Origin of the sequence: Brevibacterium ammoniilyticum (assembly GCF_038429965.1) — a bacterium.
Lineage (GTDB): Bacteria > Actinomycetota > Actinomycetes > Actinomycetales > Brevibacteriaceae > Brevibacterium > Brevibacterium ammoniilyticum.
Window position 1 is genome coordinate 126,372 of the sequence record NZ_BAABNP010000007.1, and the last position, 15,552, is coordinate 141,923.

12 protein-coding genes are annotated in these 15,552 nt (G+C 69.5%); 8 read left to right on the forward strand and 4 right to left on the reverse strand.

Annotated features, from left to right (window positions below; translation table 11 throughout):
- Positions 1 to 13: 13 nt before the first annotated feature.
- Positions 14 to 1,114: a mandelate racemase/muconate lactonizing enzyme family protein gene (locus AAHA49_RS10085; RefSeq protein WP_342038166.1), complete on the reverse strand. Its 1,101-nt coding sequence runs from the start codon at positions 1,112 to 1,114 to the stop codon at positions 14 to 16.
- Positions 1,111 to 2,100 (reverse strand): LysR substrate-binding domain-containing protein, encoded by a 990-nt coding sequence (locus AAHA49_RS10090; protein WP_342038167.1) that lies wholly within the window; start codon positions 2,098 to 2,100, stop codon positions 1,111 to 1,113. The genes AAHA49_RS10085 and AAHA49_RS10090 overlap by 4 nt, the downstream gene beginning before the upstream one ends.
- 633 nt (positions 2,101 to 2,733) lie before the next feature.
- Between AAHA49_RS10090 and hutU the strand changes: the two genes are divergently transcribed.
- From hutU to AAHA49_RS10130, 8 genes are all read left to right on the forward strand, one after another.
- Positions 2,734 to 4,491 carry a urocanate hydratase gene (gene hutU, locus AAHA49_RS10095; protein ID WP_342038168.1) on the forward strand — a complete coding sequence of 586 codons (1,758 nt, stop codon included), beginning with the start codon at positions 2,734 to 2,736 and terminating at the stop codon, positions 4,489 to 4,491.
- A gap of 189 nt (positions 4,492 to 4,680) precedes the next feature.
- Positions 4,681 to 5,964: an imidazolonepropionase gene (gene hutI, locus AAHA49_RS10100; RefSeq protein ID WP_342038169.1), complete on the forward strand. Its 1,284-nt coding sequence runs from the start codon at positions 4,681 to 4,683 to the stop codon at positions 5,962 to 5,964.
- 48 nt (positions 5,965 to 6,012) lie between these two features.
- The gene (locus AAHA49_RS10105) at positions 6,013 to 7,329 is read left to right on the forward strand and encodes a YjiH family protein (RefSeq protein ID WP_342038248.1); all 1,317 of its coding nucleotides are present in this window, start codon (positions 6,013 to 6,015) and stop codon (positions 7,327 to 7,329) included.
- Between the two features lie 143 nt (positions 7,330 to 7,472).
- Complete coding sequence (gene hutH, locus AAHA49_RS10110; RefSeq protein WP_342038170.1) at positions 7,473 to 9,164, forward strand: histidine ammonia-lyase; 1,692 nt, start codon at positions 7,473 to 7,475, stop codon at positions 9,162 to 9,164.
- A gap of 1 nt (position 9,165) precedes the next feature.
- The gene (locus AAHA49_RS10115; protein WP_342038171.1) at positions 9,166 to 10,464 is read left to right on the forward strand and encodes an allantoate amidohydrolase; all 1,299 of its coding nucleotides are present in this window, start codon (positions 9,166 to 9,168) and stop codon (positions 10,462 to 10,464) included.
- Complete coding sequence (locus AAHA49_RS10120) at positions 10,461 to 11,942, forward strand: formimidoylglutamate deiminase (protein WP_342038172.1); 1,482 nt, start codon at positions 10,461 to 10,463, stop codon at positions 11,940 to 11,942. The genes AAHA49_RS10115 and AAHA49_RS10120 overlap by 4 nt, the downstream gene beginning before the upstream one ends.
- Before the next feature lie 3 nt (positions 11,943 to 11,945).
- Positions 11,946 to 12,704: an IclR family transcriptional regulator gene (locus AAHA49_RS10125; RefSeq protein WP_342038173.1), complete on the forward strand. Its 759-nt coding sequence runs from the start codon at positions 11,946 to 11,948 to the stop codon at positions 12,702 to 12,704.
- A 215-nt stretch (positions 12,705 to 12,919) separates the two neighbouring features.
- Positions 12,920 to 14,620 carry an ABC1 kinase family protein gene (locus tag AAHA49_RS10130; protein WP_342038174.1) on the forward strand — a complete coding sequence of 567 codons (1,701 nt, stop codon included), beginning with the start codon at positions 12,920 to 12,922 and terminating at the stop codon, positions 14,618 to 14,620.
- Positions 14,621 to 14,725: 105 nt separating this feature from the next.
- Here the strand turns inward: AAHA49_RS10130 and AAHA49_RS10135 are convergent, their stop codons facing one another.
- Together AAHA49_RS10135 and AAHA49_RS10140 are read right to left on the reverse strand one after the other, a co-directional pair.
- Entirely contained in the window at positions 14,726 to 15,106 is a 381-nt protein-coding gene (locus tag AAHA49_RS10135) for a VOC family protein (protein ID WP_342038175.1), read from the reverse strand.
- 20 nt (positions 15,107 to 15,126) lie between these two features.
- The gene (locus tag AAHA49_RS10140) at positions 15,127 to 15,477 is read right to left on the reverse strand and encodes a hypothetical protein (protein ID WP_342038176.1); all 351 of its coding nucleotides are present in this window, start codon (positions 15,475 to 15,477) and stop codon (positions 15,127 to 15,129) included.
- Positions 15,478 to 15,552: the final 75 nt, after the last annotated feature.

The following is a 15,552-nucleotide window of genomic DNA, read 5'->3' on the forward strand; positions in this document are numbered from 1 at the left end:
GCCCCGTCCCTGGTCAGTCGATGCGATAGTGGGCGAGCTTCTCCTCGTCGATGATGGTCCCGACCCCAGGCACGGTCGGGGCGAAGACCCGTCCATCGACGATCTCGAGCGGTGAGGCGATGAGGTCGTCCGACATGTCGAGGAAGTTCGACAGCTCCGCCGGATACCTCGAGGAGTGCTCGAAGGCCGCCCCGAACGTCACCGTGGCGATGCTGCCCAGCTGCGTGTCGATCTGGTTGCCCATGAGCACATCGAGCCCGAGCGCCTCGGCGAACGCGAGCACCTTCTGCGACTCCGTGAACCCGGTCCGTGCCGTCTTGATCGACAGGGCGCTCGCCCCGCCGGTGTGGATCTCCCGGGCCGCCGCGCCGAGGTCGGGCGTCGATTCGTCGGCGACGATGGGGATCGGGGAGGCCGCGACGAGTCGCCGCCGGCCGAGCACCTCGGCGGCCTCGTTCGGCTCCTCGAAGAACCGCAGATCCAGGCCCTCGGTGGCGGCGAGCATCTGTGCCGCCTCGGTGGCCGTCCACCCCCGGTTCGCGTCGAGGTAGAGGAGGACATCGTCGCCGAGGTGCTCCCGCAGTGCCGTGACGAGCTCGACGTCGAGGGACACCGGACGCCTGCCGACCTTGACCTTGAAGGCGCGGACCCCCAGGTCGGCGACGAAGCGCTGCGCCTCCTCGACGGCCGCCTCGGTGGGGGAGAAGCCGATCATGTGGGTGACGGCGAGCGAATCGCAGTACCCGCCGAGGAGACGGTGGACGGGAGTGTTCAGCGCCTGCCCGATGAGGTCCCAGACGGCGATGTCGATCCCTCCCTTCGCCGTCTGGTTGCCGACGGTGCGGCCGAGTGCCGCATGGATCCGGGCACGGTCGAGGGGATCGGTGCCGATGAGCGCCGGTGCGAAGATTCTGCCGATGACGCCGATGACGGAGTCGATGGTCTCGCCGTAGGTGTAGGGGCGCGGGGGGATGTCCGCGCACCCGACGAGGCCGGCATCGGTGCGGATGCGCAGCAGCACGTGCTCGATGTGGTGGACCTCGCCGCTGGCGAAGCGCAGGGGTTTGCGCATGGGGATCCGGTAGGGGATCGTCTCCACCTCGGTGATCTTCACGATGAGGTCTCCTCTCGGTCGGCGACGACGCTAGGTCCGTCGATGTGCTGTCCGGCGTTGCGTCCACTGTCGTGGTGTCCGCCGACGCCGAGGCCGTCGGAGATGAAGTCGGTGACGACGTCGGTCATGATTGCGGCCATCCGGGTGATCGCCTGCGTCTCGTCATCGGCGCGCCAGATGAGCGAGAGGTCGGTGCTCGGGGCGTCGTCGATCGCGCGGAACCACACGCCCGGGATGCCCAGCGAGGTCGCCGTTCCCGGCACGATCGCGGCCCCGAGACCTGCGGCGACGAGCGACATGAGCGTCGAGGTCGCCGACGCGCGGATCGCATAGTCCGGTCGCAGTCCCCGCTCGCCGAGGTGGTCCGCCGTGGCCATCGACATCACCGAGTTCTCGGGGTAGCCGACGAGCGGGTGGGCGCCGACCTCTTCGGCGGTGACCGTCTCCGCCTCGGCGAGGACCGAGCCCGCGGGCACCGCGAGCACACAGACCTCGCTGCCGATCGTCCGGCAGGTCAGCTCCTTGGCCGCCGCGGTTCCGCGCAGCAGGGCGATGTCGATGCTGCGGTCGAGGGTCTGGGTGGTCAGCTGCGGGGTGATCATCTCCCCGCTGACCGTGAGCTGGAGGCCAGGGGCTGCGGTGGCCGTGCGCCTGACGACCTGCGGCATCACCCCGTACGTCGTCGAGCCCGTGAACCCGAGCCGCAGCGGGCCCTGGAGGCCCGCGCCGATGAGCCCGACCTCCTTGCCGAGGGTGTCGATCTCCGTGAGCACCCGGTCGGCCTCGCGGAGCAGGTGTGCGCCGGCCGCGGTGAGCGAGACCGAGCGAGTGGTGCGGTTGAGCAGGGTGGTGCCGAGCTGGCGTTCGAGCTTGCGGATCTGCTGCGAGAGGTACGGCTGGGCGAGGTTGAGGCGCTCGGCGGCACGCCCGAAGTGCCGCTCCCGGGCGACCATCGCGAAGTACTGCAGCTGGCGGGTCTCGATCATCAGGACGCGCCGGTGCAGAGTCGAGCGGTGGGAGCGGTGAACATCGTCGTTCCTCTTCGGTGTCGTGTGGGTGTTCGGAGTCGTCTGACCGCGCAGGGTCGTCTGACCGCGCAGGGTCGTCTGACCGGTGACGGGCGGACTTGGCTGTGTCCTTCACGGTAGTGCGACGGCGATCACATATACAGGGCCGAAAAGTACTTGATTGAGAACTCACAGGCATGAATGGGGAGAGCGGGGTTGCCCGGGGTCCGCTGGGCGTCGCCCGGTTGCAGGGTACCCGGCCAACCGGCCGCGCAGCGCTTCGCCGCCGGTCTCCTTCCGGGCCGCTTCGCCCCGCCTCGTCACTGCTGTCCGATATTTCGGACAGAACTTGATCCGGACCACTTCCCCTTCCGCCGCCAGCGGTGACAATTGAATGTGTAGTCAGAGACGATGCCGCGGCCGGCGCACAGCCGACCCGACACGATCGGCGATCCGCTCCCTCGGACACCCGGACCCGTCCGGAACCCCGAGCCCCTCGGTCACCCGAGACCCTCTGCCACCCGAGGCGGAAACGCCGCCGCCGATCACAGAGACCAACGGTCCCACCCGTGCTGCTACCGCGCGGGCCGGGACACAGAGAAAGGGAGTCATATGACCGCCACGACCGAGAGCACCGGGTCGACCACCTCGGCGACGAAGCCGTCGTTCACCCAGCACGACCCCACCCGGGTCATCCGCGCCGACCGCGGCACCGACATCACCGCGAAGAGCTGGCAGACCGAAGCCGCGAAGCGGATGCTCATGAACAACCTCGACCCCGAGGTCGCCGAACGCCCCGAGGACCTCGTCGTCTACGGCGGCACCGGCCGCGCGGCCCGCTCGTGGGAGGCCTACGACGCGATCGTGCGCACCCTTGACGACCTCGAGGACGACGAGACCCTCCTCGTCCAGTCCGGCAAGCCCGTCGCCGTGCTCCGGACCAACGAATGGGCCCCGCGCGTCCTCATCGCCAACTCCAACCTCGTCGGCGACTGGGCGAATTGGGAGCACTTCCGCGAACTCGAGGCCGAAGGCCTGATGATGTACGGCCAGATGACGGCCGGATCGTGGATCTACATCGCCACCCAGGGCATCCTCCAGGGCACGTACGAGACCTTCGGCGCGATCGCCCGCAAGCGCTTCGACGGCACCCTCTCGGGCACCCTGACGATCACCGCCGGCTGCGGCGGCATGGGCGGGGCCCAGCCCCTGGCCGTCACCCTCAACGGCGGCGCCTGCCTCATCATCGACGTCGACAAGACCCGCCTCGACCGTCGTCAGGCCAAGCGCTACCTCGACGAGGTCGAGACCGACCTCGACACCGCGCTGGCCAAGGTCATCAAGGCGAAGAAGAACGGTCAGGCGCTCTCCGTCGGACTCGTCGGCAACGCCGCCGAGATCCTCCCGCTCATCCTCGACCGCCCCGAGGCAGCCGAGGTCGACATCGTCACCGACCAGACCTCGGCCCACGACCCGCTGTCCTACCTGCCCATCGGCGTCAGCCTCGAAGACTGGCAGACCGAGGCCGAACAGGATGCGGAGAAGTTCACGCTGCGCGCCGAGGAGGCCATGGCCAAGCACGTGAAGGCGATGGTCGAGTTCCAGGACCGCGGCGCCGAGGTGTTCGACTACGGCAACTCGATCCGCGACGAAGCGCGCAAGGCCGGCTACGACCGCGCCTTCGCCTTCCCCGGCTTCGTCCCCGCCTACATCCGCCCCCTCTTCTGCGAGGGTCTGGGACCGTTCCGCTGGGTTGCGCTCTCCGGCGACCCGAAGGACATCGAGGTCACCGACGCCGCGCTCAAGGAGCTCTTCCCCGAGAACGAGTCCCTGCACCGCTGGCTCGACGCCGCCGCCGAGTACGTCGAGTTCGAAGGCCTGCCCGCCCGCATCTGCTGGCTCGGCTACAAGGAACGCCACAAGGCGGGCCTGCTGTTCAACCAGCTCGTCGCCGAGGGCAAGGTCTCCGCGCCCATCGTCATCGGCCGCGACCACCTCGACTCCGGCTCCGTGGCCAGCCCCTACCGTGAGACCGAGTCGATGCTCGACGGCACCGACGCCGTGGCCGACTGGCCGCTGCTCAACGCCCTGGTCAACACCTCTTCGGGTGCGACCTGGGTCTCGATCCACCACGGCGGCGGTGTCGGCATCGGCCGTTCGATCCACGCCGGTCAGGTCTCCGTCGCCGACGGCACCGAACTCGCGGCGAAGAAGCTCGCCCGCCTGCTCACCAACGACCCGGGCATGGGCGTCATCCGCCACGTCGACGCCGGCTACGAACGCGCCGTCGAGGTTGCTCAGGAGCGCGGCATGCGCATCCCGATGATCCCCGAACTCGACGTCCGCGACGAGGAGTCCGCCGCCCAGTGACCGTTCCTCCGCGCTGCGAGCCCGCTCGCCGGGCGCGCAGCGCGGAGGACTTTCCCGTGCACGAGTCCCCAGGTCCCGCGGCACCGCCCCTCAGATCCCCACCCGTCCCATGCTCCCCGGCCGTGACGACATCCCCTACGCGTCCCGACCGACCAACTCCCGACCCCGACCGACCAGAGAGGCCCCGCGATGAAGCTCATCACCGGAATCAGCGAACTCGTGACCAATGCGCAGGCTGATGCGAGCGCTCCCACCGCCGAGGTGGGCGATCTGGTCGTCATCACCGACGCAGCCGTGATCATCGACGGCGACCGCATCGCCTGGTCGGGTCCGGCGGACGAAGCCAAGGCGGCCCTCGACACCCTCCACACCCAGCTCGCCGCACCTCGGTCCGCCGACGCCGAGATCCACAACGGCGAGATCGCGGCGGTCAGCGGCATCGAGACGATCGACCTCGGCGGGAAGGCCGTCATCCCCGGCTTCGTCGACAGCCACAACCACCTCATCTTCGCCGGCGACCGGTCGGCCGAGTTCGCCGCCCGCATGGCCGGGGAGAAGTACTCGGCCGGCGGCATCGCGACCACCGTGGCAGCGACCCGGGCGGCCGGCGACGAGGAGCTCGAGGCCAACCTCGTCCACCTCCTCGACCAGGCCACCCGTCAGGGAACGACGACGTTCGAGGTCAAGTCCGGCTACGGCCTGACACTAGACGGCGAGATCCGCGCCCTGGACATCATCGGCCGCCACACCCCCGAGTCCACGCTCATGGCCGCCCACGTCATCCCGCCCGAGCACAAGGCCGACCCCGAGGCCTACGTCTCGCTCATCATCGACGAGATCATCCCCGCCTCGGTGGGGAAGGCGAAGTGGATCGACGTGTTCTGCGAGACCGGTGCCTTCGACGAGGACCAGACCCGCAGGATCATCGAGGCCGGCAAGGCCGCGGGCCTGCTGCCGCGACTGCACGCGAACCAGCTCACCGAGGGCGGGGCGCTGCGCCTCGGCGCGGAGCTCGGCTGCGTCTCCGTCGATCATGCGACCTTCGCCTCCGACGCGGACCTCGCCACTCTCGCCGAGGCGGGCACCGTCGTCACCCTGCTGCCCGGCGTCGAGTTCTCGACCCGCCAGCCCTACCCGGATGTCCGCCGCTACCTCGCGGCCGGAGTGAGCGTCGCGATCGCCTCGGACTGCAACCCGGGATCGTGCTTCACCAACAGCCTGCCCTTCTGCATCGCGGTCGCCGTGCGCGATATGCACTTCACCGTCGACCAGGCGGTGTGGGCGGCGACCGCCGGCGGTGCCCACGCCCTGGCCCGCACGGACGTCGGCCACCTCGGTGCCGGGGCACGGGCCGACCTCGTCGTCCTCGACGCCCCCAGCTACCGACACCTCGCCTACCGTCCCGGCGTGCAGCTCGTCGACCAGGTCTTCTCCGGCGGCGAACTCGTCGCCGACAACCGGCCGGGGGCCTGAGCCGGTGACCAGGTTCGCACCGCTTACGAGATTCGAAGGAGAATCATGATGTCCCACACCGATGAGGCGCAGGAGACGAAGCCCGCTGGCACATGGCGGTTCTTCGCCTACAGCGCCATCGGCATCGTCATGTTCTTCGTGCCGATCACGATCGCCGGCACTTCGACGATCCCGCTCGACCACATCGTCACCGCGATCCGCACCTTCGCGGCCCCCGTCGTGCCGTTCATCGTGCTCGCGCTCATCCTCCTCGGCGCCGTGCGTCCCTTCGTCACGGGGACGTGGAAGTCCTCGGTGACGAAGGGGATCTTCGCCGTCCTCGGCGTCGTCGGGCTCGTCGTCGCGATCCTCATCCTCACCTCCCCGCCGGCGTGGCTCGCCGCCGAGGACATCGGACCCTTCCTCTGGGACAAGCTCGTCATCCCCGTCGGCCTCATCGTGCCCGTCGGTGCGATCTTCCTGGCTCTCCTCGTCGGCTACGGACTCATGGAGTTCATCGGCGTCCTCGTCCAGCCGATCATGCGACCGGTGTTCAAGACCCCGGGCCGGTCGGCCATCGACGCCGTGGCCTCGTTCGTCGGCAGCTACTCGCTCGGCCTGCTCATCACCAACCGGGTGTACAAGGAGGGCAAGTACACCGCGCGGGAGGCCGCGATCATCGCGACCGGCTTCTCGACGGTCTCGGCGACGTTCATGATCGTCGTGGCGAAGACGCTCGACCTCATGGATCACTGGCTGCTCTACTTCTTCTTCACCCTCGTCGTCACGTTCGTCGTCACCGCGATCACCGTCCACCTCCCGCCGCTGCGGTCGATTCCCGACACCTACTTCCCGGGCGCGACCCCGCAGCCGGAGGAGAAGGTGACCAAGCATCGGTTCCGGGTGGCGTGGCGCGAGGCGAAGGCGACCTTGGCCGAGACCCCGAGCCTGGGGCGGAACCTGTGGGTGAACTTCCGCGACGGCCTGCTCATGGCGTCCTCGATCCTCCCGTCGATCCTCTCCGTGGGACTCATCGGCCTGCTGCTGGCGAAGTACACCCCGATCTTCGACTGGCTCGGCTGGATCTTCGTGCCCTTCACCTGGGTGACGCAGCTCTCCGACCCGGTGCTCGCCGGCAAGGCCTCGGCACTGGGGATCGTCGAGATGTTCCTGCCGGCCACGCAGGTCGCCGGCTCCGACGACCTCGTGCTGCGCTTCGTCATCGCCGTCGTCTCCGTCGCCGGCATCATCTTCTTCTCCGCGATGGTGCCTTCGATCCTGGCCACCGAGATCCCGATCTCCGTCGGCGCGCTCGTCATCATCTGGTTCGAACGCGTCGTCCTCACAATCCTCATCTCCGCCCCGCTCGCCCACCTCCTGCTCTGAATCCGGGGTCCGCCGGCCGTACACTGCTCAGCGGACCCGCACCTACCCGCACCACCGACCCCCAGCTCCACCACCAGGCATGACCGTCCGGTCCCGCCGACCGCAGCTCCACCACCAGAAGTCACCACGAAGAAAGGCCCCCGATGTCTGCAGTCATCGATCTCGATCCGAACACCCTCACCTTCGCCGAGGTGGTCGACGTCGCACGCCATGACGCGAAGGTGTCCCTGAGCGAGAAGACCCTGGCCCGCGTCGGCAAGTACCGTGAGGCGATCGATGCCCTGGCCAAAGCGCCGAAGCCCGTCTACGGCGTCTCCACCGGCTTCGGGGCACTGGCCCAGCGCCACATCCCCGCCGAGCTGCGCACCCAGCTGCAGAAGTCCCTCATCCGGTCCCATGCTGCCGGCGTCGGCGAACCCGTCGAACGCGAGGTCGTGCGCGCCCTCATGCTTCTGCGTGCCCGCACGCTGGCCACCGGTCGCACCGGTGTGCGCGCCGAGGTGCTCCAGACCTACGTCGACATGCTCAATGCCGGCATCACTCCGGTCGTCCATGAGTACGGTTCGCTCGGCTGCTCGGGCGACCTCGCACCCCTGTCGGCATGCGCCCTCGTCGTCATGGGCGAAGGGGTCGCCGAAGGTCCCGACGGTGTGGCCGGTCCCGCAGATGAGATCCTCGCTGCCGCCGGCATCACCCCGGTCACGCTCGCCGAGAAGGAGGGCCTGGCGCTCGTCAATGGCACCGACGGCATGCTCGGGATGCTCATCATGGCCCTGACCGACCTCGAGAGCCTGCTCACCGCCGTCGACGTCGCCGCGGCGATGAGCATCGAGGGCCTCTTCGGCACCGACGCCGTCTTCGCCCCCGAACTCCACTACCCGCTGCGCCCGCACGACGGTCAGGCCGCCTCGGCGGCGAACATGCTCGCCTCCCTCAAGGACTCCGGCATCACCGCCAGCCACCGGGATTCGACGCACCTCGTCCAGGATGCGTACTCGATGCGCTGCGCCCCGCAGGTCAACGGCGCCGCCCGCGACGCCGTCGCCTTCGCCACCCAGGTCGCCGAACGCGAACTGCGCGCGGCCATCGACAACCCCGTCGTGCTCACCAACGGCATGGTCTCCTCGAACGGCAACTTCCACGGTGCGCCGCTGGCCCACGCGCTCGACTTCCTCGCGATCGTCGCCGCCGACGTCGCCTCGATGTCCGAGCGCCGCACCGACCGGATGATGGACGTCGCCCGCAACCAGGGTCTCACCCCCTTCCTCGCCGACGACGCCGGCGTCGATTCGGGTCTGATGATCGCCCACTACACGCAGGCGGCGATGGTCTCCGAGGCCAAGCGCAACGCCGCCCCCGCCTCCGTCGACTCGATCCCGTCCTCGGCGATGCAGGAGGACCACGTGTCGATGGGCTGGTCCGCGGCCCGGAAGCTGCGCAAGGTCGTCGACAACCTCGCGAGCGTCATCGGCATCGAGTTCTACGCCGCCTCCCGCGCGTGCGATATGCGCGAGGCCGACCCCGCACCCGTGACCGGTGCCGTGATCTCGACGATCCGTGAGACCGTGCCGGGACCCGGCCCCGACCGGTTCCTCTCCCCGGAGCTCGCCGAGACGATCGCGAAGGTCAAGGACGGCTCCCTCGTCGCCGCCGCCGAGTCGGTCACCCCGCTCCACCACACCGTCACCGCCGAGGCCGGCACGTGGCAGCCCGTCGGCGGCGGACCGGCCGTCGACGACCCCGACTTCACGGCGCTCGGCAACCTCGACGCCGCCGCTGAGGCCTCGGGCACCGCTGCCGCGACGACCGAATACCACGCGGACGAGGACGCCTGAGATGAGCGACGTCGTCTCCCTGCTCGGTCAGATCGAGGACACCGGACGGGACACGAGGGGACCGGGCTACCAGCGCTCGGGCTTCTCGGCCACGGAACGGGAGCTGCGCGAGTGGTTCCTCGCCGAAGCCGACCGGCGCGGACTCGACACCGAGATCGACGCGAACGGCATCACCTGGGCGTGGGTGACCGCGCCCGGCGAGAACGCCGTCGTCACCGGCTCGCATCTCGACTCCGTGCCCGGCGGCGGCGCCTTCGACGGACCCCTCGGTGTCGCCTCGGCGCTGGCCGCCGTCGACGAACTGCAGGGTTCGGGCGCGCTCGAGGCCGCCACGCGACCGCTCGCACTCGCGGTGTTCCCCGAGGAGGAGGGCTCCAGGTTCGGCGTCGCCTGCCTCGGATCCCGGCTCATCACCGGCGCGATCGACGCCGACCGGGCACTCGGGCTCACCGACTCCAACGGCGACACCTTCGCCGACGTCGCCCGCGGCTACGGCCTCGACCCCGAGCGCATCGGCGCCGATCCGGCGCGCCTGGCGGGCATCGGCTCGTTCATCGAACTCCACGTCGAACAGGGCATCGGCCTGGCCGGCACTGATCAGGCTGTGGCCATCGGCACCTCCATCATCGGTCACGGACGCTGGCACTTCGCGTTCGCCGGTCAGGGCAATCACGCGGGAACCACTCCGATGAGCCACCGTGCTGACCCCGTGGTGGCCGCATCGCGAGTGATCGGCGATGTGCCGACCCTAGCGGCCGCCACTGACACGAGAGCCGTCGCGACCGTGGGCCGCACCCTCATCCACCCGGGCGGCACGAACGTCATCGCCTCGGGGATGAGCTTCTGGCTCGACATCCGCCACGAGGACGACGCCGTCGTCGACCGCGTCCTCGACGCGATCAGCACCCGGGCGCGTGAACACGCCGCGGAGACCGGGGTGAGCGTGAGCATCTCGCAGGAGTCCTACTCGCCGACGACCCGCTTCACCGCCGAGCTCAACGACCGACTGCGCTCCGTGCTTCCGGATGCGCCGATGCTGCCTTCAGGCGCCGGCCACGATGCGGGCATCCTCGCCCCGCACCTGCCCTCGGCGATGCTCTACGTCCGCAACCCCACCGGCGTCTCCCACGCCCCGGAGGAGGCATGCGAGGACGACGACGCCCGGGCAGGAGTCGCCGCACTCGTCTCCGTCCTCGAGAACGAACTGGGCGTCCCGGCCACAGGCGGAGCCGCATCCGATTCGGCCTCCCGCGCCGGCGAGCCCGGGCCGGCCGACACCTCGGCGGGAGGCCTGCGATGACCACTCGGTTCTGGTGCGAAACAGCCTGGGTCGACGGGCAGGTCGCCTCCGGGGTGCTCCTCACCGCCGACGACACGGGCACCCTCACCTCGGTCGAGACCGGGATCACGGCAGCACCCGACGGCGCCGAGGCGGTTCCCGGGCTGACCCTGCCCGGCGGCGTCAACGCCCACTCCCATGCCTTCCACCGCATCCTCCGCGGCCGCACTCACGGCGACGGCGGGACCTTCTGGACGTGGCGCGAGGTCATGTACTCCGTGGCGGGGCGGCTCAGCCCCGCGAACTACGAGACCGTCGCCCGCGCCGTGTTCGCGGAGATGCTCGCCGGCGGCTACACCTCGGTGGGCGAATTCCACTACGTCCACCACGCCCCCGGCGGTGCCGCCTATCCGGTCGCCCACGCGATGGAGCGGGCGCTGGCCCGGGCGGCCGCCTCGGCGGGGATCCGCATCCGCCTCCTCGACACGTGCTATCTCACCGGGGGCATCGGGACCGAACTCTCGGCCGAACAGGCCCGCTTCGGCGACGGTACGATCGACGGGTACATGGACCGCCACGCAGCGCTCAAGGAGACCTTCGCCGCCGAATTCCCCATCGGAGCTCCTGGTGAGAGCTTCGTGACCGTCGGTTCGGCGATCCACTCGGTTCGCGCGGTCCCTGCATCCGACCTGCCCCGGTTCGCCGAGATCACCGGCCCCGTCCACGTCCACCTCTCCGAACAGCCCGCGGAGAACGAGGCCTCGCTCGCGGCGTATGGGACGACACCGACGCAGGTCCTCGCCCGCGCCGGGGTCGTCCGCGACACCCTCTCGCCCGTCCATGCGACGCACCTGAGCGAGGAGGACATTGCGGTCCTCGGTGAGGGCGCGACGACGATCGTCATGTGCCCGTGCACCGAGGCCGACCTCGCCGACGGCATCGGCCCGGCCAAAGAGCTCGCCGAGGCGGGGGCGACCATCGCGATCGGCTCCGACCAGCACGTCGTCCTCGATGCGCTGCGCGAAACCCAAGGCCTCGAAGCCGGCGAGCGACTGCGCAGCGGCCAGCGGGGACGGTTCTCCCCGGCCGAACTCATCGCAGCCCTGACCGCGGGTGGGGCGCGCAGCCTCGACCTGCCCGTTGGGGAGCTTGCCGTCGGCAGGGCGTGCGATTTCATCGCCGTGCGCACGAACAGCATGCGCACGTTCGGGTCGCTCGGGGAGCAGGTCGTGCTCTCAGCGACCGCCGCGGACGTCGCCCTCACCGTCAGCGGCGGGGTTGTGCGCGTCCGCGACGGAGTGCACACCGAGCTCGGTCCCATCGAGGACCTCTACGCCGAGGCGTTCGCGGCACTGGGCATGGAGCCGGGCGCCGGCTCTATGGCCGCCGCCGAGGCGGTCGAGACGACCACGACCATCGCCGAGGCCGTCGAGCCCGCCGCCGAGGCGGTCGAGCCCGCCGCCCAGTCAACCGCGACCACCGCGCGGTCGGTGGACTGAACCGTGGCTGAGGTCCCGGCGCTGCGGCGATCCGTCGCGATCCTTCGGCACCTCGCGTCGTCGAATCGCGCGATCTCAGCCGGAGCGCTCGTCCGGGCGCTCGACCTGCCCCGGTCGAGCGTCTACGAGCTCCTCGCGGTGCTTGAGGAGCTCGGCCTCGTCGTGCGCACGGAACCGGGGTTCGTCCTCGGTCCCGGCGTCCACGAACTCGGCAGCTCCTATCTGCGGACCAACCCCCTGCAGCGGCTCGCCCAGCCGATCGTGCGGCAGCTGGCCGAGGACACCTCGGCGACGGCGCAGCTCGCGGTCATCCGCGGGTGGGAGACGGTGTACGTGCTCAAGGAGCAGTCGCTCAAGTCGGTCGCCGTCGTCACGGCGACCGGGGTGCGCATGCCCAGTTACCTCACGGCCACGGGGCGGGCGATCCTCGCCCAGCTGCCGAAGTCCGAGGTGCTCGCGATGTTCCAGTCCGAATCCGCGTTCGTCACCCGCACCGGGCAGGGGCCGGCCTCCCTGCGGCAGCTCGGGACCCTGCTGGCGCAGACGCGGCGGGTTGGGTACGCGATCGAGCACGGCGAGGTGACGCCGGGGATCTCGACGCTCGCCGCCCCTGTCTACGATGTGCTCGCCCGCCCGATCGCGGCCATCGGGCTCTCGGTCGCGGCCGCGGAGACGGAGACCGACGGTGCCCCCGACGTGTCCGAGGCCCTCGTCGAGCGGGTGCTCACCGCCGCCGCCGAGGTGACCGCCAAACTCCGATAGCCCGCGGGCCCGCGGGGACGACAGGCCCACGAGACGGGGGGGGACACCTCGGCCGGGATCCGCCGATCCGGGCACCTACCTCAGCGTTCCCACCCGACGCAGCACCACCTCGGCGAGGATCGTCTTCGCACCCGCCTCGGAGGCCGGACGGTTATACTGTGCCCACCCCACACGCAGCGGCGCTCGAGAGGGACCGCTCGAGACCAGGAGCAGGCATGGCATCCCCACATCTGACAATGTTCGGCGACGATGCGGGGCGGGCCCGCGAGATCCTCGAGGTGCTCGCCCGGTACGGCATCGCCGAACGCTCGGCGCGCACGCTCGCCGCCGCTGACGGCAGTTCGAACCTCGCGACGAAGTTCGCCGACCCCGAGCTAGTCAAACTCGACCCCGGTGCGAGGCTGACCGCGGCGTTCACCGAGCTCGGGACGACGTGGATCAAACTCGGACAGTCCCTGAGCATGCGGGCTGACCTTGTGGGATCCGATGTCGCCGAGGCGCTCTCGCAGCTGCAGGCGGAAGTGCCCGCCGATCCGCCGGGGAAGGCCCGAGAGCGGGTCGAGTCCGACCTCGGCGCCCCGGTCACCGAACTCTATGCCTCCTTCGACGATGAGCCCTTCGCCTCGGGCTCGGTCGCCCAAGCCCATCATGCGGTGCTCAAGGACGGGACTCCGGCCGTGGTCAAGGTCCTCCACTACGGCGCCGAGGAGAAGGTGCGCGGGGACCTCGACCTCATGCGGAAGGTGGCGCGGTTCGTCGAGAGCGCGGACCCGGAACTCGCGCGCTTCAACCCGTCGAAGGCGGTCGAACAGTTCGCGGAGATGATGACGCAGGCGATGGATCTGCGCAACGAGCTGCGGTCGATGCAGCGCTTCACCCGGGAGCTCGCCGAGTTCGACTGGCTGCTCGTGCCCACGCCGTACCCCGAGCTCAGTGCGACCGGGGTGCTGACGATGGAGCAGATGGAGGGCAAGCAGCCGAAGAACAGGGACGACGTCACCGGGGCCGGGTGGGATGTCAACGACATGACGCAGCACGTGACGAACGCGTGGATGTCGATGATCTTCGACCACGGGCTCTATCACGCCGATCCGCACCCGGGGAACTTCCTCATCCCGGATCCCGAGCATCTCGTCCTCCTCGACTACGGGGACGTCGGCTATCTCGCCGGCCCGCGACGCAACGACGTCATCCGCCTGCTCACCGCTGTCATCGGCCGTGACGTCTCCGATCTCACGGACGTCATCATCGTCGTGTGCAACGCTCCGGCGTCGACGGACGTCAAGGAGCTCGAGATGGCCATCGACAAGTGGATGGCGCAGTACCTGCCGGAGGACACGGCGTCGAACGACATCGAGCTCAGTGCCGCGATGAACGCATGCATGCAGCTCCTCCACGAACATGAACTGGTCTTCCCCAGCGATCTCGCGATGCTCGTGCGGGTGATGGGTCGCCTCGAGGGCTTCGGCATCCAACTCGGCAGCACGGTGACGATGGAGCAGTACCTCACGCCGTACCTGCGCCGGCACATGATGCAGGAGTCCAGTCCGAAGAAGATGCTCGAGAAGCTGGTGCGGTCGACGACGAGTTGGACGCGGATGGCCCGCGAGCTGCCGCGCGACATCGAGATCCTCGTCCAGCAGCTGCGCAAGGGGGAGACGCGGCTCGAGATCAATCTGCGCGACCCCGACGAGCTCACGGACAAACTCATCGACGGGCTCATGGCGTCGTCGTCGCTGCTCGCGGCCTCCCAGCTGCTGGCGAATCGGACGGGGCCGACGGTCAAGGGGATCTCGGTCGCCGGTCTCGCCGCGGCCGGGGTGTCCGTGGTGACCTGGCGCAGCCTGACTGTGCGCCGCAACAGCCACATCACCGTCACCGAGGAGCTGATGAAGATCGCCCGGAAGGCCCGGTGAGAGGGGGTGCGCGTTCATCGCTGAGGGGGCGCGATCGGCGCGCGAGGCGCGACCGGTGCGCGAGGCGCGACCGGTGCGCCGTCGACGAACGCTCCGGGTCCAGCCTCAGAGGTAGGGCTGCGTGATGAGTTCGAGGTAGTGACCGGCAGGGTCGAGGAAGTAGACCCCGCGGCCGCCGTGTTCGGTGTTCGTCTCCTGCGGCTTCGCGCGCTGCGGGTCGGCCCAGTAGTCGAGGCCGCGGTCGGTCAGGAGCGCAACGGCACGGTCGAACTGCGCGTCATCGCAGAGGAACGCCATGTGCACGGGCGAGAACTCGTACGGCGGCGGGGGAGCGGCGAACTGGAGCATCACGCCGCCGGTGAGCATGATGTTGGCGAACGGTCCCCAGGTCTGGACGTGTTCGGCGCCGAGGATGTCGACGTAGAACTGTGCCGATTCCTGCGGGTCGGCGGCAGCGACGATGGTGTGATTGAAGGTGGCTGACATCAAATGAGGCTCCCGGTACGTCACTCGGTGCCGTCGATGAGGCTGAGCAGCTCCTTCGCGGCCTTCTCGATCTCCGTGTGGTTGTACTCCCCGGCCCGGGATTCTGCGGCGATGACACCGGAGCGGTGGACGACGAGGAAGTCGCCGTAGGGGAAGGAGTACGCCTTCTTCGTGCGCGGGTCCGCGGATTCGTCGATGCCGAGGTGCCACTTCGCGTACGCGTCCCAGCCGTTGTTCGTGATGAAGACGTCTTCGCCTTCCGCGCTCGGCTTCTCGGCCGACCAATCGCCGCGATCGTTGCGGTCGACCTTGCCTGCGCGGATCAGTTCACGAGCGTACTCGACGGCGTCGGAGTTGAGTGAGATGGTCATGAGGTCAATCTAGCCTGCCGGTTGGGGTGGTTGCACGGGTTTTCCGCTGGTAGTTTCCCCGAGGACGCGTCCCCG

Coding starts and splice junctions, on each gene's coding strand:
- AAHA49_RS10090 (WP_342038167.1), bottom strand. CDS start 2,100: ATGATCGAGACCCGCCAGCTGCAGTACTTCGCGATGGTCGCCCGGGAG.
- hutU (WP_342038168.1), top strand. CDS start 2,734: ATGACCGCCACGACCGAGAGCACCGGGTCGACCACCTCGGCGACGAAG.
- hutI (WP_342038169.1), top strand. CDS start 4,681: ATGAAGCTCATCACCGGAATCAGCGAACTCGTGACCAATGCGCAGGCT.
- AAHA49_RS10105 (WP_342038248.1), top strand. CDS start 6,013: ATGTCCCACACCGATGAGGCGCAGGAGACGAAGCCCGCTGGCACATGG.
- hutH (WP_342038170.1), top strand. CDS start 7,473: ATGTCTGCAGTCATCGATCTCGATCCGAACACCCTCACCTTCGCCGAG.
- AAHA49_RS10115 (WP_342038171.1), top strand. CDS start 9,166: ATGAGCGACGTCGTCTCCCTGCTCGGTCAGATCGAGGACACCGGACGG.
- AAHA49_RS10120 (WP_342038172.1), top strand. CDS start 10,461: ATGACCACTCGGTTCTGGTGCGAAACAGCCTGGGTCGACGGGCAGGTC.
- AAHA49_RS10130 (WP_342038174.1), top strand. CDS start 12,920: ATGGCATCCCCACATCTGACAATGTTCGGCGACGATGCGGGGCGGGCC.
- AAHA49_RS10135 (WP_342038175.1), bottom strand. CDS start 15,106: ATGTCAGCCACCTTCAATCACACCATCGTCGCTGCCGCCGACCCGCAG.
- AAHA49_RS10140 (WP_342038176.1), bottom strand. CDS start 15,477: ATGACCATCTCACTCAACTCCGACGCCGTCGAGTACGCTCGTGAACTG.